General features: G+C 62.8%; 23 protein-coding genes and 1 pseudogene. 13 read left to right on the plus strand and 11 right to left on the minus strand.

Annotated elements, in window-relative coordinates; genetic code table 11:
- Positions 1-53 precede the first annotated feature (53 nt).
- A complete protein-coding gene (locus tag C5J24_RS03915; RefSeq protein WP_105415735.1) occupies positions 54-896 on the minus strand; it encodes an aldo/keto reductase in 843 nt (280 codons plus the stop codon).
- A gap of 174 nt (positions 897-1,070) precedes the next feature.
- Between C5J24_RS03915 and C5J24_RS03920 the strand changes: the two genes are divergently transcribed.
- The 4 genes from C5J24_RS03920 to C5J24_RS03935 are packed head-to-tail and all read left to right on the plus strand — an operon-like array spanning position 1,071 to position 3,349.
- Positions 1,071-1,664, plus strand: coding sequence for a LysE family translocator (locus tag C5J24_RS03920; RefSeq protein WP_105415737.1), 594 nt, complete (start codon positions 1,071-1,073; stop codon positions 1,662-1,664).
- 11 nt (positions 1,665-1,675) lie between these two features.
- Positions 1,676-2,335, plus strand: coding sequence for a nitrile hydratase subunit alpha (gene nthA / locus C5J24_RS03925; RefSeq protein WP_105415739.1), 660 nt, complete (start codon positions 1,676-1,678; stop codon positions 2,333-2,335).
- Entirely contained in the window at positions 2,332-2,991 is a 660-nt protein-coding gene (gene nthB / locus C5J24_RS03930; protein WP_105415741.1) for a nitrile hydratase subunit beta, read from the plus strand. The genes nthA and nthB overlap by 4 nt, the downstream gene beginning before the upstream one ends.
- Complete coding sequence (locus C5J24_RS03935) at positions 2,978-3,349, plus strand: nitrile hydratase accessory protein (RefSeq protein ID WP_105415743.1); 372 nt, start codon at positions 2,978-2,980, stop codon at positions 3,347-3,349. The genes nthB and C5J24_RS03935 overlap by 14 nt, the downstream gene beginning before the upstream one ends.
- Positions 3,350-3,352: 3 nt before the next feature.
- Here the strand turns inward: C5J24_RS03935 and C5J24_RS03940 are convergent, their stop codons facing one another.
- From C5J24_RS03940 to C5J24_RS03950, 3 genes are read right to left on the minus strand one after another with little or no spacing between them, the layout of a single operon-like run.
- Positions 3,353-4,138, minus strand: coding sequence for an anti-sigma factor (locus tag C5J24_RS03940; RefSeq protein WP_105415745.1), 786 nt, complete (start codon positions 4,136-4,138; stop codon positions 3,353-3,355).
- Positions 4,135-4,695 carry an RNA polymerase sigma factor gene (locus C5J24_RS03945; RefSeq protein WP_105415747.1) on the minus strand — a complete coding sequence of 187 codons (561 nt, stop codon included), beginning with the start codon at positions 4,693-4,695 and terminating at the stop codon, positions 4,135-4,137. The genes C5J24_RS03940 and C5J24_RS03945 overlap by 4 nt, the downstream gene beginning before the upstream one ends.
- A complete protein-coding gene (locus C5J24_RS03950) occupies positions 4,679-5,056 on the minus strand; it encodes a hypothetical protein (RefSeq protein WP_105415749.1) in 378 nt (125 codons plus the stop codon). Before C5J24_RS03950 ends, C5J24_RS03945 begins: the two co-directional genes overlap by 17 nt.
- Positions 5,057-5,205: 149 nt before the next feature.
- Here C5J24_RS03950 and C5J24_RS03955 point away from each other — a divergent pair, with 149 nt between their 5' ends.
- Positions 5,206-5,571, plus strand: coding sequence for a helix-turn-helix transcriptional regulator (locus C5J24_RS03955; RefSeq protein ID WP_105415751.1), 366 nt, complete (start codon positions 5,206-5,208; stop codon positions 5,569-5,571).
- Entirely contained in the window at positions 5,568-6,044 is a 477-nt protein-coding gene (locus tag C5J24_RS03960) for an SRPBCC family protein (protein WP_105415753.1), read from the plus strand. Before C5J24_RS03955 ends, C5J24_RS03960 begins: the two co-directional genes overlap by 4 nt.
- 4 nt (positions 6,045-6,048) lie before the next feature.
- Here C5J24_RS03960 and C5J24_RS03965 read toward each other — a convergent pair whose 3' ends face one another.
- Both C5J24_RS03965 and C5J24_RS03970 read right to left on the minus strand, forming a co-directional pair.
- A complete protein-coding gene (locus C5J24_RS03965; RefSeq protein WP_105415755.1) occupies positions 6,049-6,528 on the minus strand; it encodes a DUF2269 domain-containing protein in 480 nt (159 codons plus the stop codon).
- Positions 6,528-7,807, minus strand: a pseudogene (locus C5J24_RS03970) (SDR family oxidoreductase). The gene C5J24_RS03965 and the pseudogene C5J24_RS03970 overlap by 1 nt, the downstream one beginning before the upstream one ends.
- 181 nt (positions 7,808-7,988) lie before the next feature.
- Here C5J24_RS03970 and C5J24_RS03975 point away from each other — a divergent pair.
- A complete protein-coding gene (locus C5J24_RS03975; RefSeq protein WP_105415756.1) occupies positions 7,989-9,113 on the plus strand; it encodes an ATP-dependent RecD-like DNA helicase in 1,125 nt (374 codons plus the stop codon).
- Between the two features lie 9 nt (positions 9,114-9,122).
- Here C5J24_RS03975 and C5J24_RS03980 read toward each other — a convergent pair whose 3' ends face one another.
- Positions 9,123-9,812, minus strand: coding sequence for a MerR family transcriptional regulator (locus tag C5J24_RS03980; RefSeq protein ID WP_105415757.1), 690 nt, complete (start codon positions 9,810-9,812; stop codon positions 9,123-9,125).
- A gap of 340 nt (positions 9,813-10,152) precedes the next feature.
- Here C5J24_RS03980 and C5J24_RS03985 point away from each other — a divergent pair, with 340 nt between their 5' ends.
- Positions 10,153-10,905, plus strand: coding sequence for a pyridoxine 5'-phosphate synthase (locus tag C5J24_RS03985; protein ID WP_105415759.1), 753 nt, complete (start codon positions 10,153-10,155; stop codon positions 10,903-10,905).
- Here the strand turns inward: C5J24_RS03985 and C5J24_RS03990 are convergent.
- The 3 genes from C5J24_RS03990 to C5J24_RS04000 all read right to left on the minus strand — a co-directional run bounded on the left by C5J24_RS03990 (position 10,902) and on the right by C5J24_RS04000 (position 13,591).
- Positions 10,902-11,852: a helix-turn-helix domain-containing GNAT family N-acetyltransferase gene (locus C5J24_RS03990; protein WP_105416627.1), complete on the minus strand. Its 951-nt coding sequence runs from the start codon at positions 11,850-11,852 to the stop codon at positions 10,902-10,904. The two genes, C5J24_RS03985 and C5J24_RS03990, sit on opposite strands and share 4 nt — an antisense overlap.
- A 59-nt stretch (positions 11,853-11,911) precedes the next feature.
- Positions 11,912-12,628, minus strand: a complete 717-nt coding sequence (locus C5J24_RS03995; RefSeq protein WP_105415761.1) for an aspartate/glutamate racemase family protein — start codon at positions 12,626-12,628, stop codon at positions 11,912-11,914.
- A gap of 78 nt (positions 12,629-12,706) precedes the next feature.
- Complete coding sequence (locus C5J24_RS04000; protein WP_105415763.1) at positions 12,707-13,591, minus strand: SDR family oxidoreductase; 885 nt, start codon at positions 13,589-13,591, stop codon at positions 12,707-12,709.
- Positions 13,592-13,738: 147 nt separating this feature from the next.
- Between C5J24_RS04000 and C5J24_RS04005 the strand changes: the two genes are divergently transcribed.
- The 4 genes from C5J24_RS04005 (at position 13,739) to C5J24_RS04020 (ending at position 18,486) form a co-directional block, all read left to right on the plus strand.
- Complete coding sequence (locus C5J24_RS04005; RefSeq protein ID WP_046633662.1) at positions 13,739-14,149, plus strand: helix-turn-helix domain-containing protein; 411 nt, start codon at positions 13,739-13,741, stop codon at positions 14,147-14,149.
- Positions 14,150-14,391: 242 nt separating this feature from the next.
- The gene (glmU, locus tag C5J24_RS04010; protein WP_105415765.1) at positions 14,392-15,753 is read left to right on the plus strand and encodes a bifunctional UDP-N-acetylglucosamine diphosphorylase/glucosamine-1-phosphate N-acetyltransferase GlmU; all 1,362 of its coding nucleotides are present in this window, start codon (positions 14,392-14,394) and stop codon (positions 15,751-15,753) included.
- 119 nt (positions 15,754-15,872) lie between these two features.
- Positions 15,873-17,699, plus strand: coding sequence for a glutamine--fructose-6-phosphate transaminase (isomerizing) (gene glmS / locus C5J24_RS04015; protein ID WP_105415767.1), 1,827 nt, complete (start codon positions 15,873-15,875; stop codon positions 17,697-17,699).
- Positions 17,700-17,790: 91 nt separating this feature from the next.
- On the plus strand, positions 17,791-18,486 hold the full coding sequence (locus C5J24_RS04020) for a DUF502 domain-containing protein (RefSeq protein ID WP_105415769.1): 696 nt from the start codon (positions 17,791-17,793) through the stop codon (positions 18,484-18,486).
- Here the strand turns inward: C5J24_RS04020 and recG are convergent.
- A complete protein-coding gene (gene recG, locus C5J24_RS04025; RefSeq protein WP_105415771.1) occupies positions 18,483-20,588 on the minus strand; it encodes an ATP-dependent DNA helicase RecG in 2,106 nt (701 codons plus the stop codon). The two genes, C5J24_RS04020 and recG, sit on opposite strands and share 4 nt — an antisense overlap.
- 90 nt (positions 20,589-20,678) lie before the next feature.
- Between recG and C5J24_RS04030 the strand changes: the two genes are divergently transcribed.
- On the plus strand, positions 20,679-21,008 hold the full coding sequence (locus C5J24_RS04030; protein ID WP_105415773.1) for a succinate dehydrogenase assembly factor 2: 330 nt from the start codon (positions 20,679-20,681) through the stop codon (positions 21,006-21,008).
- The last annotated feature ends 9 nt before the right edge of the window (positions 21,009-21,017 follow it).

A 21,017-nucleotide genomic window follows, 5' to 3' on the forward strand; every position in this document is an offset into this window, starting at 1 on the left:
TGTCTGGCGGGCGATCGACACGCTGGTAGCGGAGCGTCGGACGCTCGATCTCGCTAGATCATCTCCAATGGCGCCTTGCGCGACGGCGGCGGGAAGGCGGCGTCGAGGGCGATCCAGTCCGCCTCGCTCAGTTCCAAGTCGACTGCCTCGGCGTTTTCCGCGACGCGGTCCGGATTGGCGGATTTAGGGATGGCTATGACGCCGTCGCGTTCCAGCAGGAAGGCAAGCGCCACCTGCGCCGGCGTCGCCTGATAAGCCTTGGCGATGCGGATCAGTTCGCCGTTTCTGGCAAGCCGGCCCTGTTCTATCGGTGAATAGGCCATGACTGGGATGCCGCGCTCCTGGCACCAGGGCAGAAGATCGTATTCGATGCCGCGACGGGAGAGATTGTAGAGGACCTGGTTGGCGGCGCAGTTTCCGCCACCCGGCACTTCCATCAATTCCTGCATGTCGTCGAGATCGAAATTGGAGACGCCCCAGGCGCCGATCTTGCCGGCCCGGCGCAGCTCCTCGAAGCCGGCGACGGTTTCGGCCAGCGGATGTTCGCCGCGCCAATGCAGGAGATAGAGGTCGAGGCGGTCGGTCTTCAGCCGGTCGAGGCTGCGTTCGCAGGCCTCGACGACACCCTTTCGGCTGGCATTCCAGGGATAGACCTTGCTGACCAGAAACACGTGGTCCCGCCGGCCCGCGATCGCTTGGGCGGTGATTTTTTCGGCGCCACCCTCGCCATACATCTCCGCCGTGTCGATCAGCGTCAGGCCGAGGTCGAGGCCGCGCTTCAGGCTCTCGATCTCCAGCGCGGCCTTGCGGCTGTCCTCGCCCATCTGCCAGGTGCCGAGGCCGAGAGCCGGAACCGAAATGCCGGAGGGCAGGGTGACTGTCGGAATGTCGGGCATCTGGGACCTCGGTCTGTCGCTTCTGGAGACGTATATCCTACTCAGATATGGCTTCGATTGAAGCTGCCAAGTTCCGCTTGAAGATCTTCTCCAACGATCCTATCACCGGGAGGCGGGCCATCCGCGAAACGAGATGGTCGAGACAACCGGGGCGGATTGGCGTTAGGAGAAAATATGTCGCTGGAAACCTTTCTAGCCCTCGTCCTGTTCGCCTTCACCACCTCGATCACGCCGGGGCCGAACAACATGATGCTGTTCGCGTCGGGCGTGAACTTCGGCTTTGCGCGGACGATTCCCCATATGCTCGGCATCGGTGCCGGCTTTCTGTCGCTGCTGATCGCGGTCGGTCTCGGCCTCGGCGCACTGCTGCATTCGGTGCCGGTCGTCTATACGGCCCTGAAATTCGCCGGCGGCGCCTATCTGCTCTGGGTCGCCTGGAAGATCGGCACGTCGCGCAGCCTGTCGGACGGCAAGACCGGTGCGCAGCCGATGACTTTTATTGGCGCGGCGGCCTTCCAATGGGTCAATCCGAAGGCTTGGGTCATGGCGGTCACCGCCATGGCGACCTATACGAACCCGGAATATTATCTACCGACCGTGATGCTCGTGGGGCTGGCGTTCGCCGCGGTCAACGTGCCGAGCGTTTCGACCTGGGCCGGCTTCGGCTCGGCGTTGCGCGAATGGCTGTCGGTGCCGGCGCGGCTGAAATGGTTCAACATCACCATGGCGCTCTTGCTTGTCGCAAGCCTCTGGCCGATGTTGAAATGAGGGAGACAAGCATGTCTACAGATCATCACCACGATCACCATCACGACCACGGGCATGACCACCAGCACGGCCATGACCACGATCACGACAACCGCTACAGCGACATGCAGGCGCGCGTAAAAGCGCTTGAAACGGTGTTGACCGAAAAGGGGCTGATCGATCCGAAGGCGATCGATGCGATCGTCGACACTTATGAGACGAAGATCGGCCCGCGCAACGGCGCCCGCGTGGTCGCCAAGGCCTGGAGCGATCCGGATTTCGCCGAATGGCTGAGAACCGATGCGACCGCAGCGATTGCAAGCCTTGGGTTTACCGGCCGGCAGGGCGAGCATATGCGGGCGGTGTTCAACACGCCGGAGACGCACAACCTCGTCGTCTGCACGCTGTGCTCCTGTTACCCGTGGGCGGTACTCGGGCTGCCGCCGGTCTGGTACAAGGCGCCGGCCTACCGCTCGCGCGCCGTCATCGATCCGCGCGGCGTGCTTGCCGAGTTCGGCCTGGTCCTGCCCGAGACCAAGAAGATCCGTGTCTGGGATTCGACCGCCGAACTGCGGTATCTGGTCATCCCCGAACGACCGGAAGGCACAACAGGCCTCGGCGAGGAGGCTCTCGCCGACCTCGTCAGCCGCGACGCGATGATCGGCACGGCGATTGCGGGGTCGCGGCCATGAACGGGCCTCATGATCTCGGCGGCCAGATGGGCTTCGGGCCGGTGGCGCCGGAAAAGGACGAGCCGTATTTTCATGCCGAGTGGGAGAAGCGGGCGCTGGGGCTGACGCTGTCCGGCGGCGCTCTCGGTGGCTGGACGATCGACGAAAGCCGGCATGCGCGCGAAAATATTCCGCCGGCGGCGTATCTGGGCGCGAGCTATTACGAGATCTGGATCCGGGCGCTGGAAGTGCTGCTCGAACGCCATGGTTTTGCGGCGCGGGCGGAAATCGATGCGGGCCGCAAGCAGATGGAGCCGGCGACGCCAAAACGCATCCTGAAGGCGGAGATGGTGGCGGGCGCGCTTGCCAAGGGCGGACCGTGCGACCGGCCAATCGAGACGGAACCGCAGTTCCAGCCGGGCGACCGGGTGCGGACCCGCAATTTCAATCCGGAGACACATACGCGGCTGCCGCGTTACGCCCGCGCCAAGACCGGTGTCGTCGAGGCCGTGCAGGGCTCCTTTGTGTTTCCCGACGACAATGCGCATGGCAAGGGCGAGAACCCGCAATGGGTCTATACGGTCGTGTTCGACGGGCCGGAAATCTGGGGCGAGGGCGCCGACCCGACGCTGACGGTCTCGATCGATGCCTGGGAGAGCTATCTTGAGCGCATGTGAGATCCCCTCGGCATTGGTGCAGTCGCCCGGATTGCCGAAGTCACCGGAGGGTGATCCGGTGTTTCCGGAGCCCTGGGCGGCGGAAGCCTTCGCGATGACCGTGCATCTGCACGAGCGCGGCCTGTTCAGCTGGGGCGAATGGGCCGAAGCGCTTTCAGGCGAGGTCCACAGGTCTGGCAGAGCGGATGACGGCAGCGATTATTTCGACTGCTGGGTGGCGACTCTCTCCGGCCTGCTGGTCGGCAAGGGTATTGCCGACGGCGAGACGATCCTCAAGCTTCAACAGAGCTGGCAGCGGGCGGCCGAGGCGACGCCGCATGGTCGGCCGATCGAGCTTGCCAACGATCCGCTGCGCTGAAGATCAACTCGGAAACTGCCGGTAACATTCCTCGGCGACCCGGCGTAGCAGGTCGCGGGAGATTTCGCCGGTGACTGCGTATCCGAGCTCGCCGTCGATCCAGTAGAAGGTCTCGACGGTGCTGGCGGAGGCGAACCGAAAACTGGTCGTGCGGTTTTCCTTGTTGCGGCCGACGAGCACGGTCAGCCGCTGGCCCGTCTGGTCCTCGTACATGAACAGCGCGCCGGGCCTGCCGCCGACCGGCAGGAGGCGGCCGCCGACCAGCTTGAAACCTTGTCCCTGCAGGTTCGGAACCTTGAGATTGGCGATCGACAGTCGCTTGCCAAGCCAGTTGGCGAGATGCGTCTCCTCGTTGGCGAAGACTTCGACCGGATGGCGCACTTCGCTTGCATAAACGAGGAAGGCGTTGCGGGCTTCCCGCGGCAGGACTTCGGTAGCGGCAAGCTGGATATCCGGGCGTTCGAACAGCAGCGGGCCATAATGGCCTCCGAGTGCGCCTGCTGCGAAGACTACGACCGCGGCGGCTGCCAGCGCGAAACGGCGGGACGGCCGGGTATTGGTGCGCACCAGACCGCCCGTGAGAAGCTGGATATCGGTGGGTTTCGATTTTTCATGACCGGCGAAGGCGGCGCGCAGCTCGTCGTTCTGCTCCTGCCAGTCAGCGACCATCTGTGCGGCGTCGGGGTTCTCGGCCAGAAAATCTTGCACGCGAGCGCGGTCGGCCTCGTTTAGGACGCCGTCGGCATAGGCGTGCAGTTCCGCTTCGGTTACGGATCTGGCTTCGGTCATCGTGGTCTCCGCAATGGTATGACGTTTTCCTCCCGCATCTTTTCCCGCAAGGCCTGGCGCGCCCGAGACAGGCGCGACATCACCGTGCCGACCGGAATCTCCAGCATCTCGGCGACTTCCTGATAGGCGTAACCTTCGACGACGACCAGCATCAGCACTGCGCGTGCCTCCTTCGGCAGCGTTTCCAGCGCCTGCACGAGCCGGTTCTTTTCCAAGGGATCGTCGGCACCCGTGCTTGCAGCCAAGCTCTCCGCCTCCTCTATGCCGACGGACGGGCGTCGCGCGATTGACCGCCGCGCGTTGAGGTGAAGATTGGTCATGATCCTGTAGGCCCAGGATTTGAAGTTCGCGCCGCGCCATTGGCCACGGCTGACCAGCGCCTTTTCGACGCAATCCTGCAACAGGTCCTCGCTCTCCGTGTCCGAGCGCGTCAGGCTGCGCGAATAGCGCCTGAGCGAGGGCAGGAGGGCGAGGATCTGCGCCTCGAAGGAAAGCGGCGCGGGAGCCTGTGCCTCACGCGCCGTTCCGGAAGTTGATTGATCAGGGCTTTGCGACATCCCAAACGCCGTTCACGCCGTCACCGGTGGTGTCGCCTTCCTTGGTGTCCTTGACCCAGTAATAGAGCGGCATGCCGTCCTTCGCCCACTGCTTGGCCCCGTCCTTGCGGGTCACGATGGAGTATGCACCATCGGCCTTCGCATCGGAAGCGGCCATGACCGGCGGCCAGTTGGTGGCGCACTTGTCGTAGCAGTTGGAAGTACCTGGCTTGTCGTTCTTGAAGGTGTAGAGCGTCATGCCCTTTTCGCCGATGAGGACTTCGCCCTTGGTCGAGGTTTTGACGGTCTTGAACGGGCCGGCGGCAAGGGCCACCGAGGTCAGCGCTGCGAGCGCGAAAGGCACGAGAATGAAGGTCTTCATGGATCGTCTCCCTGGTTGATGGCGGCCTCACGTCGGCCACCGAAGTCAAGACACCGGGAGCGGCGTATTTATTCCGTCGGTGTCGAAGATTTTTTGAGAAAAATACGCTTAGCTATTGAGCTAAGTATTTCGATTTGATACTTAGCCTTATGGAAAACTATTCAAGCGAACTCGACGGCCTGTTCCAGGCGCTTGCAGATCCGACCCGGCGGGCGGTTCTGGGGCGGCTCGGTCATGGATCGGCCAGCATCAGCGATCTCGCGGAACCATTCGACATGGCGCTGCCCTCGTTCATGAAACATGTGCGTTTCCTGGAGGAGAGCGGCCTGATCCGGACGCAGAAACAGGGCCGGGTGCGGACATGCACGCTGGAGCGGGCACGGTTCGCGATGCTGGAGAACTGGCTTTCCGAACAGCGGGCGATCTGGGAAGTCCGTACCGACAGGCTGGAGCAATTGGTTCTGGCGAAACAGGAATTCCTTCGGCACGAACAGAAACGGGAGACAGACAGATGACGCAGACGTTCAATCCGGATCTCGACCTCACCATTTCGCGGTTGATCAAGGCGCCGCGCTCGGCCGTGTGGAATGCCTGGACAGACAAGGCGAGTTTCGAGCAGTGGTGGATCCCGGCGCCGGCGCTCTGCAGGGTCGCGGCGATGGACATTCGCCCGGGCGGGGCCTTCGAAACGCAGATGAGCGAGAACGGCGGTGAATTCGGTCCGCATCTCAGTGCCTGCTTTCTGGCAGCCGACGACCAAGAGAGGATCGTCTTCACCAATGCGCTGACCGGCGGCTGGCGGCCGGCCGAACAGCCGTTCATGACGGCGATCATCACCTTCAAGGATCATCCGCAGGGCACAGAATATCTGGCGCATGTCATGCACAAGAGCCCGGAGGACCGCAAGATGCATGACGAGCTGGGCTTTTTCGACGGCTGGGGCACGGTGATCGAGCAGCTGGGGAAGCTGGTCGAGCGGCAGCACTGAGGGTTCAGAACAGCGGGATATCCGGCTTGGTCAGCATCAGCCAGAAGATGGCGATGACCGCGAAGAAGGCCGGGAGACCGCAGACAAACCAGATCCGGTAGAGCCGGTACCATTCCGGCGGCAGCGGTGCGGAATCTTCGCAGGCGACGCGGGCGATGTCGCGCAGCCTGATCTGGATCCAGACGACTGGCAGCCAGAACAGTCCCGTCACCACGTAGAGAATGAGCGACAGGGCGATCCAGCCATCCGTCAGCGACCAGCCGATGCTCCTTGCCAGCAGGTAGCCGGTGACCGGCTGCAGGACGACGGCGGTGGCCGTAAAGACGGTATCGGCCAGCACGACCGTGTCGGCGGTGTGGGCGATCAGTTTCGGATCTTCCGTCCGCCGGGCGATGACCATGAAAAAGGCGATGCCGGCGCCGGTTCCGAGCAGCACCGTTGAGCCGATCACATGCAAGAGCCTCAACAGGCTTTCGGCGTCCATCAGCGTTCGTCCAGAATGGCGAGGGAGACGAGGGTGAGGGCGATCGACGGCAGGACTTTCACGAGGACCCCGAGCGGATCGAGCCATAACTGCGGCGCGAGGATCGAGCCGCCGGCCAGGTAGGCGAGACTGGTGAGGATCATCCCGAGCATTGCCTTGCGGGCATGGGGACGGGTGAGGACAGCAGACCCGAGCAGGATGTCGAGGAGACATGTCGCGACGGTCATTGCCATGGCGACGGAGCCCGGCACGACGGGCGGAAATTGGGCTGCCGCGGCGCTCAGGTCGAGGAGCGGGATCAGGCCGGACAACAGCCAGAACAGCGACAGCGTCAGAATGATTGCGGGTTTCAGGAGATAGAGCCGCGCGAACCAGAGGTCCTGGACGCCGCTCGGATGGGCGGCGAGGGTCTCTGCCGCGTCTGCCAAGACGAGGCCGCTAGGTTTCGGCCTCAGGCTCCTGACGCCTTCCGACATTACCGTCATCGCCGTCGAGCGAAGCGGAGAACGCCAGCCGAGTCGTCCGGCGATGTCAGCGGCCCAGGTGACGGGTTTCGCAAGCGCTGCTGGCAATGCAATGGCGGCCGCCGCGGGCAGGCCAAGCCAGGTGCGGTGAAGCTTCACGAGGTCAGACAAGGTCAGGGTCTTGTCGGCGGCGAGATCGAGATCGCTGCCGGCCGGGATAGTGCCGTCGACCGCAAGGGAAACGGCGGCGGCGACGTCGTCGAGCGAGACGGTTTCGATCGGACTTTCCGCATGGATGAGCGGCAGCAGGCCGGGAAGGCTCGCGAGCGATCGGAGAAGCGCCGTGCCGCCATGGGCATTGCGGCCGATGACGAGCGCCGGCCGCAGGATGACGAACGGGAGGCCGCTTGCCGCAAGCGCCTCGTCGGCGCGGCGTTTGGTGGCGAGGAAGGGCAGGCCGGCGGCTGCGCCGTCCGTGCGGGCGGAGATCTGCACGATACGTCTGCCGCCGAGCGCCCGTGCCGCTTCGTAGAGCGACAGCATCGCCTTTTCCTGGGTGGCCCGAGATCATCGGAAAGACCATCCTGCAGCGCGCCGGCACAATTGACGACGACATCCTGGTCCTCGATCAGCGGACCCCAGGCGGTGGCAGTCAGTTGCGCGAGATCGGCCTTTATCCACTCGGCCGCGGGCCATTTCAGGCGGGCCTTGTCCGGGTCTCGCCCGAGCCCGGTTATCCGATGGCCCTCGGCGGCAAGCCTTTGCAGGATCGTCGAGCCGATAAAGCCGGTTGCGCCGAGAATCAGGATCTTCATGCCGCGATCATAGGGGGCGATGATGAAAACTGAACAGCGGCAATTCCGCCCCGCCGGATAGACGGAGAGAAAGGTGTTGCCCGTCCTCGGGATGAGCGGCAGCGGCGCTCATCCCGGCCTTTGATTCATCTTTCGTTCTTTTTCGGTTGCGCTTGGCTGCAGAATCCTGCCAAGTCCTACCATGCAATTTGCACCGCAACAGGACGAGGCCCTCAAGGCCGTTTCACAATGGCTGAAAGAGGGCCGCGGCCAGGTCTTCCGGCTGTTCGGTTATGCGGGCACCGGCAAGACCACGCTCGCCAAGCATTTCGCCGAAAATGTCGATGGCGAGGTGCTGTTTGCGGCCTTCACCGGCAAGGCGGCGCAGGTTCTGCGCTCGCGCGGGGCGCGCAACGCGAAAACCATCCACTCGCTGATCTACAGGCCACGCGGTGAGGAAGCGGTCGAGGACGATGCCGGCAAGACCTCGATCTCGCCGATGTTCTCGATCAACCGCCAGAGCCCGGTCGCCAAGGCGGCGCTGATCATCATCGACGAATGCTCGATGGTGGACGAGGCGCTCGGCAAGGACCTGATGAGCTTCGGCACGCCGATCCTGGTGCTCGGGGATCCCGGCCAGCTGCCGCCGGTGACCGGCGGCGGGTTCTTCACCGAACAGGATCCGGATTACCTGCTGACGGATATCCACCGCCAGGCGCGCGACAACCCGATCATCCAGCTGGCGATGAACGTGCGCGAGGGCAAGGAGATCATTTATGGCGATTACGGAACCGCCAAGGTGATCTCCCGCAACGAGGTGACGCAGCCGCTGGTGATGGAGGCGGACCAGGTTCTGGTCGGCACCAACAAGACCCGCAAGCGCTACAACCAGCGGCTCCGGGAACTGAAAGGGTTCACCGCCGATTATCCGCAATCCGGCGACAAGCTGGTCTGCCTGCGCAATGATCCGGCCAAGGGGCTGCTCAACGGCTCGCTCTGGCAGGTGATGAGCTCGTCGCGCGAGACGGTGAAGCCCGGCATCAACCTGATGATCCGGCCGGAAGACGACGACATGGATCGCGGTGCGGCCAAGATCAAGCTTCTGAAACAGGCGTTCGAAGAGCAGGAAGGGGAAATCCCCTGGACGACCCGCAAGCGTTACGACGAGTTCGATTACGGCTACGCGCTGACCGTCCACAAGGCACAGGGGTCGCAGTGGAACAACGTCGTTCTGTTCGATGAAAGCTGGGCGTTTCGTGACAGCCGGGAGCGCTGGCTTTATACCGCGATCACGCGTGCGGCCGAGACCCTGACGATCGTCCGCTAAAGAAGCCGATCAGTTCGGCACGAAACCGAGCAGCATCGCCTTGGCGACGGCCTGAAAACGGTTGGTTGCCTGGAATTTCTGGATGATGTCATCCTCCATCCGGCGCAGGTCCTCGAATTCGAGGTTGAGCGCGCGGGCAAGCCGCGGCGCCGAATAACCCTCGGCCATCAGCCCCAGGCACCGTTTCTCGATGTCGCTCAGGACCAGAGACATGGGCTTGGGGGTGGCAAGCGGCTGATTTTCCTCTTCGGCCACCAGCAGGCTTTCGATCTGCTGCATCTGCCGGCGGATGTTGGAGATGTCGGCCGTGAGCTCCCGTTTGCGCCGCGCCAGCATGTCGTGGAACATCTCGTCCGCTTCCGCCTCCGAGGTCGCGCCGGCAAGCTCTTCCATCAGCTCCTGGATGACCGCAACCGGAATGCCGATCTCGCGGCAGGCATTGATGACCGCCATGCGGTGGATCTGAACCCTGTCATAGACCCGCATGCTGCCGGAGCGGCGGGCGGTGATCAGGCCCTTTTCCTCGTAGAAGTGAAGAGTGCGATGGGTGACGCCGAAGAGGTCCGCCATTTCGGCGATCGCCACCGGCTGGGCGGGCATTTCAAAAGAGAGTGAAACCTGGGGGAGATAAGGGAAATTGTGGGCTGCTCCCGCAAGGGGCACACTGTCGGTCCTGGCTTGCATGATATCGCTCTGCATCGAGTTCCCTTGCGCCTGAGTTTGGCGTCGTGGTCAGATATGCATCTACAGGTTGCGATTTTGCGTCGAACCTTCCGGATGGAACCTCGGTACTGAAAATGCGGACCCGATTAAAATGGATGGCAGAATTCACTGTTCAAACCGTATTCCGCCGCCTTTTGGCCTGCTCAGCGAACTCTGTTAGATATACGTTACCTAAAACTTTAGGAAATGGTAGCCCCGGTTGCCTCGTGAATTCTCGTCCATCAAAACTCTTTATAGGTGCATTTTCCCAAACCTGGTGGCATTGCGAAGGCGCATGGCCTAAAAGCGGATCAACCTTTCAAAACCGGGTATTGCCATGCCGACCAAGCTTTCCGTGAACCTCAATGCCGTCGCCATGCTGCGCAACCGCCGCGATCTTCCCTGGCCGAGCGTCGAGGGGCTCGGGCGCATCGCGCTTCAGGCAGGTGCGGCCGGCCTGACGGTGCATCCGCGCCCCGACCAGCGCCACATCCGCTTCACCGACCTGCCGGTTCTTCGGGCGCTGATCGACGACGAGTTTCCAGCGGCCGAGTTCAATATCGAGGGATATCCGAGCGAGGATTTCCTGGAGCTCTGCGAAGCGACCCAGCCGGAGCAGGTGACGCTGGTGCCGGACGATCCGACCCAGGCGACCTCCGACCACGGCTTCGATTTCCGTGCCACGCACGAGATGCTGAAGCCGATCGTGGCGCGGCTGAAGAAGGGCGGCATGCGGGTGTCGCTGTTTGCCGATGGCGACGGCGATATCGAGGCGGTGAAGCTTGCAAGGGCAACGGGTGCCGATCGCATCGAGCTCTATACCGGTCCCTATGGCGGCTGTTTCGACAATCCGGAGCGCGGCACCGAGCTGCTTGAAAAACTTGGGCAGACGGCGGATGCGGCATTTGCCGAAGGGCTCGGCGTCAATGGCGGCCACGACCTGACCGTCGCCAACCTGCCGGCATTGGTGAAGCGCATCCCGAAGCTCGCCGAGGTGTCGATCGGGCACGGCCTGACGGCGGATGCGCTGGAATACGGCATGGCGGAAACCGTGCGCCGCTTCCGCCGTGCCTGCGGCCAGGCGGTCTAGTTCGACGACGAAAGCTTCGCTTCGCAGAGCTCCAGCACCCATGTCTGGCCGTTGCATTCCGGCCCGAACAGGTTGTGCCTTTCCTCCGCGACGAGCTTGAAGCCCGTCGTCTCGTAGATGCGGATCGCGGCCGTCAGGCAATCGTTGGTCCAGAGCGACAGCTTCTTATAACCGGCGAGCGTCGAGAACTTGATGCATTGCTCGACCAGCGTCCGGCCGAGACCGAGGCCGCGGGCGGCCGGGTCGAGATAGAGGAGGCGCAGCTTGGCCGTATCGCCGCCGCCGTCGGCCAGGACCACCGAACCGACACGTTTGCCGTCGCGTTCGGCGATCCAGCAGCGTTCGCGTTCGGGGTTGAAATTGGCGATGAACTTGCCGGCGACCTCTGCGACCAGCCCTTCGAACTTGTCGTTCCAGCCGTATTCCCGCGCATAAGCGACCGCCTGGGCTTCGATGAGCCAGCCCATGTCGCCGATGCGGTGCGGACGGATGACAACCGGTGGGGAGGGGGCGGCCGATTGCGGATCGAGAATGGTGCGGATCGCCTGCATCGAGCCGATCAGCTTTTCACGGCCCATCTCGTCCACCTCATTGAGATCATTGGCTATCTGCCGGCGAGAGCGTTCGCCGAGCGTCTCGTATTCGGCTTGTCCCTTATCGGTGACAACGAGGATCTGGCTGCGTTTGTCGTCGGGATCCGGCTCGCTGTCGATGAAGCCCGCCTCGCGAAATTTCTTCAGCAGCCGGCTGAGATAGGCGGGATCGAGGCCGAGATCGCGGTTGAGTTCGGTTGCCGAAACCCGTTTGCGGGCGCCCATCTCGTACAGGATGCGCGCCTCGGTCAGCGTATAGTCGGTGTCGAGATAGCCCTTGGCGAGAACGCCGAGCTTGTTTGTGTAGAAACGGTTGAAGGCGCGGACGGCGTCGAGAACAGCAGGATCGGTCATCGGCAGGATCTCCTCTTCGAAGATTCTGTCCAATATTTGCTTGACTGAGTCAAGTAAACTTATGCCGCTGCCTGTTTTGCCGACGACTGGCCAAGTGCGAAATCGACGGCAGCCGTGGCGTGGATGGCGGTGGAATCGACGCCAGGGAGCGGCAGGCTGACGGGGTCGAGGAGGAGGCAGATTTCCGTGCAGCCGAGGATGATGCTGTCGGCCCCTTCTGCCTTCGCCTTTTCGATCATGGCGATGGCCCGCGTGCGGGAGGTGTCGAGAACCGTGCCGGCACAGAGTTCGTTGAAGATGATGTCATGGATATCGGTGCGATCGTCCGCCTCCGGCACCATGACATCGACGCCCAGCATCTTCATCCGCTCGGTATAGAAACCGTGCTCCATCGTGTAGCGGGTCGCCAGCAGGAGCGGGCGGTTCAGCCCTTTGGATGTCAACGCCCTGGCGGTTTCGTCGATGACATGGATGAGCGGCACGTCGACCGCAGCCTGCACGTCCGGCGCGACGATGTGCATGGTGTTGGTGCAGATCAGCACGCATTCGGCGCCGGCCGCTTTCAGCCCGCCAGCGCTCCTGGCAAGGTGCTCGGCCGCCAGATCCCAGCGGCCGGCCTTCTGCATGTCGACGATCTCGGCAAAATTGACGGAATGGAGCAGGAGATCGGCCGATGCAAAACCACCGAGGCGTTCGCGCACCGTCTCGTTGATCAGCCGATAATACACCGCAGTGCTTTCGAAACTCATCCCGCCAATCAAGCCGATCTTGCGCATTTTTTCTCCAAACGAGATGGAATCTGGTAACTCCATCTCATTATCGCGAAATTCGGAGAGTCGCAATCCGGCGAGACGCTAAGCGGCGAGGGCGGCTTTCTGGGTCTCGAAATAGGCGGCGAGCGTCTGCGGCTTCTGGCCGGTCAGCGTCTCATAGTCGCTCGTCACCTGTTCGAAATTGCCGGCGCGGATATTGGCATCCGCGGAGACCAGCATGGTCGCGACGAAGGCGGGCAGGCCGGCGCCGGCAAGGCCCTGGGTCAACTGCTCGTCGGTGACATCAACGACATCCAGCGGCCTGCCGGTGGCTGTCGATGCGCGGGCGGCGATTTCCTTGGCCGTCAGGGATTCCGAACCGGTGAGTGTGAGGGTGCGGCTGCCGGCCGGCGGATTGGCAAGAGCTGCGGCTGCGGCACGGGCGCAGTCGTCGCGGCTGAGCGTGGTGATCTTTCCCGTACCAACGGACGTGTACCATTTGCCGACCTGAAGATTGTGCGGCATGCTCATCAGATAGTTGTCGTGGTACCAGGAATTGCGCAGGATCGTGTAGGCGACGCCGCTCGCCTTGATGGCCTCTTCGGTGCCGAGATGATCCGGCGCGAACGTGACCAGCGACTTGTCCGGGTTGGGCATGGACGTATAGACGATGTGCTTCACGCCGGCCTTCTTGGCGGCGGAAACGGCGTTCCTGTGCTGCATGATGCGCTTGCCGGGCGTTGCCAGCTCGTCGGTGGAGATGATCAGCAGACGATCGACGCCGGTGAATGCCTTCACGAGCCCGGCTTCGTCGTCGAAATCGGCCGTGCGGGTTTCCAGACCGCTGGCGGCAAGGTCGGCGAGCTTGTTCGGATCACGGCTGGCAGCGACGATGTCGGCGGCGGCGACCTTGGATGTCTCCATGAGGTGACGCAGGACTGCGCGGCCCAGATGGCCGGCGGCGCCGGTGACGAGAAGTTTGGTCATGCGGGTTTCTTTCCTGGCAATGGCCGGCCTGCAGGCGCGGCGAAGAACGTTGGTCTCAAAAAGAGACTAGCACTAGAATAAGAATTGACTTCGATCTGTAAAGGAGGCAGTTTCGAGGGAGATCGTTACTTCAAGGGAACCAACTCCATGGCCCTCAATGCAAGCCGCAAGCCGGTCCTGGACGGCAAAGAATGCGATATGTCCGGGTGGGACATGGGTAATTGCCCGGTCCGGGACGTCCTCGACCGGATCGCCGGCAAATGGTCGACGCTGCTTCTCGGGGCCTTGGCGCGCCAGCCTTACCGCTTTGGCGAGCTTCGCCGGCTGGTGCCGGATATTTCGCAGCGGATGCTGACCCAGACGCTGCGCGACCTGCAGCGCGACGGTTACATCGAACGCGAAGTGTTTCCGACCAAGCCACCGAGCGTCGAATACCGGATGACCGATCTTGGCCGCTCGCTCTTCGAGCCGCTTTCCAAGGTGCTGCTATGGGCGGAAGCCAATCATCCGTCAGTCAAGGCCGCGCGCGTGAAATACGACGAGAGCGAACTGGCTTGATGTGAAACGGGTTCCGATATGGCAGCCCGATATTCTCCATAGGGCCTGGCAACAACCAGACCTGACCGCGACCATCCTCCTGGCATATCCTATAAAACGGCCGCATCTGTTCCAATGGTTCGGTCAGCTCCAGCGCAGGTGGTTGGGCCACCTTTTTGTTGCGGCCAGACATAAGGCGTTTATCGCACTTCAATCATCTTGCTGTTATGAAGCGGCAAAATGCCTGAGAAGGAGAAACCCTTATGAGCCGTTCCTGCCTTGCCGTCATCCTCGCCGCCGGCGACAGCACGCGCATGAAATCGTCGATGTCGAAAGTGCTGCATCCGATCGCCGGCCGGCCGATGATTGCTCATGTCATGGCGGCGGTGGCATCGAGCGGCGTGACCGAGGCGGCTCTGGTGGTCGGCCGCGATGCGGACGGGGTTGCCAAGGCCGGCGCGGTCGAGGGTGTTACGGTCGAGGCCTTCCTGCAGACCGAGCGTCGCGGCACAGGCCATGCGGTCCTGACGGCGAAACAAGCCATCGCCCGCGGTTACGACGACATCCTGGTCGCCTATGGCGACGTCCCGCTGGTCACCTCGGCTCCCTTCGCCGAGGCGCGGGAAAAGCTGGCCGCCGGAGCCGATGTCGTGGTGATCGGTTTTCACACCGACAAGCCGACAGGTTATGGCCGGCTGCTGGTGGAAAACGGCGAGCTGATCGCCATCCGCGAAGAGAAGGATGCGACGGAGGACGAGCGCAAGGTCACCTGGTGCAATAGCGGGCTGATGGCGATCAACGGCCGCAAGGCACTGTCGCTTCTGGAGGGCATCACCAATCAAAACGCGAAGGGCGAATATTACCTGACCGATGCCGTCGAGATCGCCCGTGCCGCCGGCGGCAAGGTCGTGGCGGTCGATGCGCCGGAAACGGAGGTTGCCGGCTGCAACAACCGGGCCGAACTGGCCATGCTCGAAAAGCTCTGGCAGGAACGTCGCCGCCATGAGTTGATGATCTCGGGCGTCAGCATGATCGCGCCGGAAACCGTCTTCCTGTCCTATGATACGGAGATCGGCCAGGATGCGCTGATCGAGCCGAACGTCGTTTTCGGCCCAGGCGTCAGGATCGACAGCGGCGCGGTGATCCACGCCTTTTCCCATATCGAGGGTGCGCATGTCAGCGGCGGCGCGACGGTCGGGCCTTTCGCCCGGCTCCGCCCCGGTGCTGATCTCGCTGCCGGCTCCAAGGTCGGCAATTTCTGCGAGGTCAAGAATGCCAGGATCGACGAGGGGGCCAAGGTCAACCACCTGACCTATATCGGCGACGCATTCGTCGGCGCTCATTCCAATATCGGCGCCGGCACGATCACCTGCAACTATGACGGCGTCAACAAGCACGAGACGCGGATCGGCGCCAATGCCTTTGTCGGTTCGAACTCGTCCCTCGTTGCACCCGTCTCGATTGGCGACGGCGCCTATGTCGCCTCGGGAAGCGTCATTACCGACAATGTCCCGGCCGATGCGCTGGCGCTTGGCCGTGCCCGCCAGGAAGTGAAGCCGGAGCGCGCGAAAATCCTCCGCGAGCGGGCGCTCGCCCTCAAGGCCGCCCGTAAGGCGCAAAAGTAACGCGGCCATTAACGTTTGCGCGTTACTTTCCGACATCGAAAGTGACCGGCGGGCCGATTGCGCAAAACCAGCAATCGGCTAGGAGTTCGCGCGGGTTCCAGAAGCGGAGAGGGTCGTTCATGTGCGGAATTGTCGGGATCGTCGGAAATTCGCCGGTGGCGGCGCGTCTGGTCGATGCGTTGCGAAGGCTCGAATACCGCGGTTATGATTCTGCAGGCGTCGCGACCATCCACGAGGGCCGCATGGATCGCCGCCGCGCCGAAGGAAAACTCTTCAATCTCGAAAAGCGGCTCGACGCCGAGCCGCTGCCTGGCACGATCGGCATCGCCCACACACGCTGGGCGACCCACGGCGTTCCGAACGAGACCAATGCCCATCCGCATTTCGTCGATGGGGTCGCCGTTGTCCATAACGGCATCATCGAGAACTTCTCCGAACTGAAGGACGAGCTGCTGGCCGAAGGGGCGGTCTTCGAAAGCCAGACCGACACGGAAGTCGTGGCACACCTGCTCGCCAAATACACCCGCCAGGGCCTCGACCATCGTGCTGCCATGCTGGCGACGCTGAACCGGGTGGCCGGCGCCTATGCGCTGGTGGTGATGTTCGAGGACGACCCGGGCACGATCATGGCCGCCCGTTTCGGACCGCCGCTCGCGATCGGCCACGGCCGCGGCGAAATGTTCCTGGGGTCGGATGCGATCGCGCTGTCGCCGTTCACCAATGAAATCACCTATCTGGTCGATGGCGATTGCGCCGTCATGACCCACAAGGGTGCCGAGATCATCGACTACGACGGCAAGCCGGTGACGCGGCAGAGCCAGATTTCCCAGGCATCGGCCTTCATGGTCGACAAGGGTAATCACCGTCATTTCATGGAAAAGGAAATCTACGAGCAGCCGGAGATCATCTCCCATGCGCTCAGCCACTATATCGATTTCGCCGCCCATACGGTGAAGGCGAACGATACGGCGATCGACTTCAGCAAGGTCTCGGGCCTGGCGATCGCCGCCTGCGGCACGGCCTATCTGTCCGGCCTGATCGGCAAATACTGGTTCGAACGTTATGCGCGCCTGCCGGTCGAAATCGACGTTGCCTCCGAATTCCGATACCGCGAACTGCCGCTGTCTCCGTCCCAGGCGGCGCTGTTCATTTCCCAGTCGGGCGAGACAGCCGATACTCTGGCCTCGCTGCGTTACTGCAAGGACAACGGCCTCAAGATCGGCGCGGTGGTCAACGTCAGGGAATCGACCATCGCCCGCGAATCGGACACGATCTTCCCGATCCTCGCCGGCCCGGAAATCGGCGTCGCCTCCACCAAGGCCTTCACCTGCCAGCTTGCGGTCCTCGCCGCGCTCGCGATCGGTGCAGGTCGCGCCCGCGGCACGGTGACGGCGGGCGACGAGAAGGCGATGGTGAAGCACCTCGCCGAAATGCCGCGGATCATGAGCCGGGTGCTGAACGACATCCAGCCGCAGATCGAGTCGCTGTCGCGCGAGCTGTCGCGCTTCAAGGATGTGCTTTATCTTGGCCGCGGCACTAGTTTTCCGCTTGCCATGGAAGGCGCGCTGAAGCTCAAGGAGATTTCCTACATCCACGCGGAAGGTTATGCCGCAGGCGAACTGAAACATGGCCCGATCGCGCTGATCGACGAGCACATGCCGGTGATCGTCATCGCGCCGCATGACCGCTTCTTCGAAAAGACCGTGTCCAACATGCAGGAAGTGGCGGCGCGCGGCGGCAAGATCATCTTCATCACCGACGAAAAGGGGGCGGCGGCGTCCAAGCTTCCCACCATGGCGACGATCGCGTTGCCGAATGTCGATGAGATCATCGCGCCGATGATCTTCTCGCTGCCGATCCAGCTTCTTGCCTATCATACGGCGGTGTTCATGGGGACCGATGTCGATCAGCCGCGCAATCTGGCAAAATCCGTCACGGTGGAGTGATATCCGCCGGCTTTTCCTTGCATCGCAACATCGCATCCGGCATTGTCGCATCAATGATTGCGGCAATGCTTAGGGTATGCAGGGAAACAGAATGAGCGACAGTCCAGAGCGAATATCGCTGGCCGGCCGTCTCAGGAACAACTTCCTAACCGGCCTGATCATCTGCGCGCCGCTTGCCATCACCGTCTGGCTCACCTTCACCTTCATCGACTGGGCGGATAGCTGGGTCACGCCCTATATTCCACAGCGCTACGACCCCCAATATTACTTCAACATCACTATTCCCGGCACCGGCTTGCTGATCGCGGTGGTGCTCATCACCATCATCGGCTTTCTCGGCAAGAACCTGATCGGCCGCTCGATCGTCAAGTTCGGCGAATCGATCCTGCACCGGATGCCGCTGATCCGCAGCATTTATAAGAGCATCAAACAGATCTTCGAGACGGTGCTGAAGGAACAGTCGACCTCCTTCAAGAGATGCGGGCTGATCGAGTTTCCGAGCCCCGGCATGTGGGCGCTGGTCTTCATTTCCGGCGACGCGCAGGGAGAGATCGCGGCGAAGCTCAATGCGGACGGTGAGGAAATGGTCGGCGTCTTCCTGCCCCCGACCCCGGTTCCGACCGCCGGTTTCCTGATGTTCGTGCCAAAGAGCAAGATCATCATGCTCGACATGACGCCGGAAGAAGGCGCCAAGCTGCTGATATCGGGCGGGTTGATCGCGCCGGACTACAAGCCCGTCCCCGGCGCGCCGACAGCCATCCTGCCGGCCCCGAAAATGCAGGCTTAGCCGGCTCTCAGGAACCGGATCGCCTCGTCGCGGCGGTGCAGATAAAGCAGCACGCGCATGTTCTGGCCCCGCTCGCTGGTGAGTTCCGGATCCCGCTCCAGCAGATAGGCCGCATCCTTGCGGGCGATTTCCAGCAGGTCCGCATGCGCTTCCAGGCTGGCGATCCGAAAACCGGGCGTGCCGGACTGGCGGGTGCCGAGCAACTCACCTTCGCCGCGCAGTTTCAGATCCTCCTCGGCGATCAGAAAACCGTCTTCGCTGTCGCGCAGGATCGAAAGCCGTGCCCGGCCTGTTTCGCTGAGCGGCCCCTTGTAGAGCAGGATGCAGGTCGAAGCCTCGTCGCCGCGCCCGACGCGGCCGCGCAGCTGATGCAGCTGGGCGAGCCCAAATCGCTCCGCATGCTCAATCACCATGATCGTCGCATCCGGCACATCGACGCCCACTTCGACGACGGTGGTGGCGACCAGCAGCCGGATCTCGCCGGTCTTGAAGGCGCCCATCACCGCATCCTTCTCAGGCCCGCTCATCCGCCCGTGGATCAATCCGACATCACGGCCAAGTTCCCTGGCGAGAACCGCATAACGCTCCTCCGCCGACATCAGGTCGGAGACGTCGGATTCCTCGACGAGCGGGCAGATCCAATAGGCTTTTTTTCCTTCGCCGATCGCGCCGCGCAGCCGGGCGACGATGTCGCCGATCCGTTCGGTGGGGATGGTGACGGTCTGGATCGGCTTGCGGCCGGCCGGTTTTTCGGTGAGCTTCGAGACGTCCATATCTCCGAACGCGGCGAGCACCAACGTGCGGGGAATGGGTGTCGCGGTCATCACCAGCATATGCGGGGAAATTCCCTTGGCGGTGAGCCGAAGGCGCTGATGCACGCCGAACCGGTGCTGCTCGTCCACCACGGCGAGCATCAGATTGTGATAGTTGATCGCATCCTGGAAGAGCGCGTGGGTGCCGACGATGATCTGCGCTTCGCCAGACGCAATCCGCTCGATGATCTGGTCGCGCTCTCGCCCCTTGGTGCGGCCGGTCAGTACCTCGACCGCTACGCCTGCAGCACCTGCGAGCTTGGAGATCGTCGAAAAATGCTGGCGGGCGAGGATTTCGGTCGGCGCCATCAGCACCGCCTGGCCGCCGGCCTCCACGGCCGCGGACATGGCGAGCAGCGCCACCAGCGTCTTGCCGGCCCCGACGTCGCCCTGCAGCAGCCGCAGCATGCGGTCTTCGCCGGCCATGTCCTTGATGACGTCCTCGACAGCCGCTTTTTGGCTGGGCGTCAGCGAGAAGGGAAGATTGGCGATGATCTTTGCGGCAAGATCGCCCTTCACGCGGATCGGCTGGCCCGGGACCTTGCGCACCCTCTGGCGCACCAGCGACAGGGACACCTGGCCGGCGAGGAACTCGTCATAGGCGAGCCGCCGACGGGCAGGGGCCTGCGGATCGATATCCGCCGCATCGCGCGGATCGTGCAGCCCGCGAAAGGCCTCCGCCACCGAAGGAAAACCCTGGCGCAAGGCCAGCGCCGCATCGGCCCATTCCGGCAGTTCCGGCATGCGGGCCACGGCACCGTCGATCGCCTTGCGCAGCACTTTCGGCGTCAGGCCGGCCGTCATCGGGTATACCGGTTCTACCAGTGGCAGATTTTCAGCCTCGGAGGATTTGACGATGAAATCCGGGTGCACCATCGAGGGCCGGCCGTTGAACCAGTCCATCTTGCCGCTTACCATCACCATCTCGTCGATCGGCAGCGACTTTTCCAGCCAATTGCCTTTGGCCCGGAAGAAGGTGAGCGCCAGTTCGCCCGTATCGTCGTGCAGGAAGACGCGGTACGGCATGTTGGACTTGCCGGGCGGTGGCGGCTGATGGCGGTCGACCCGGCCTTCGATGGTGACAATGGCGCCCTGTGGCGAAAGCGCGATGCCCGGCCGGTTGCGCCGGTCGATCAGCGAGGAGGGGGCATGGAAAAGCAGGTCCACGACACGACAATCGTCCGGGTCCTCGCGGCCGGTGACGCGGGCGATCAGTTCGGCAAGCTTCGGCCCGACACCGGCAAGCGAGGCGACGGGCGAGAACAGCGGATCGAGTATGGCGGGACGCATGGCGCGCAAAATGCGATGGATTTTGCCCATTTGGCAAGGTGACGAGGGCGGAAAAGCGTCCTATATGAACGGCAAAACAAGGACACGGCCATGACAGGACTATCCCGCACCAGCGCGGATCTCGACCCGCGCCGCAGGCGCATCCTCTATCGCTGCTGGCATCGCGGCATCCGGGAAATGGACCTGGTTCTCGGGAGTTTTGCGGAATCCGAGATTGGCAAGCTCGGAGAAGCCGAACTCGACGAATTCGAAGCGATCATGGGCGAGGACGACCACGACCTGCATGCCTGGATCACCGGGGCTCAAACTTTGCCTGAGCACAGGAAGACGCCGCTTTTCGCGCGCGTCGCTGCCTATAACCCGGATTTCGATCCCGTCACCAAGGCTTCCCTGGAAGCAAGGCTCGGGCACAAGATATGAATTCTGGCC

The sequence above is a fragment of the Neorhizobium sp. T25_27 genome, assembly GCF_002968565.1.
Taxonomy (GTDB): Bacteria; Pseudomonadota; Alphaproteobacteria; order Rhizobiales; family Rhizobiaceae; genus Neorhizobium; species Neorhizobium tomejilense.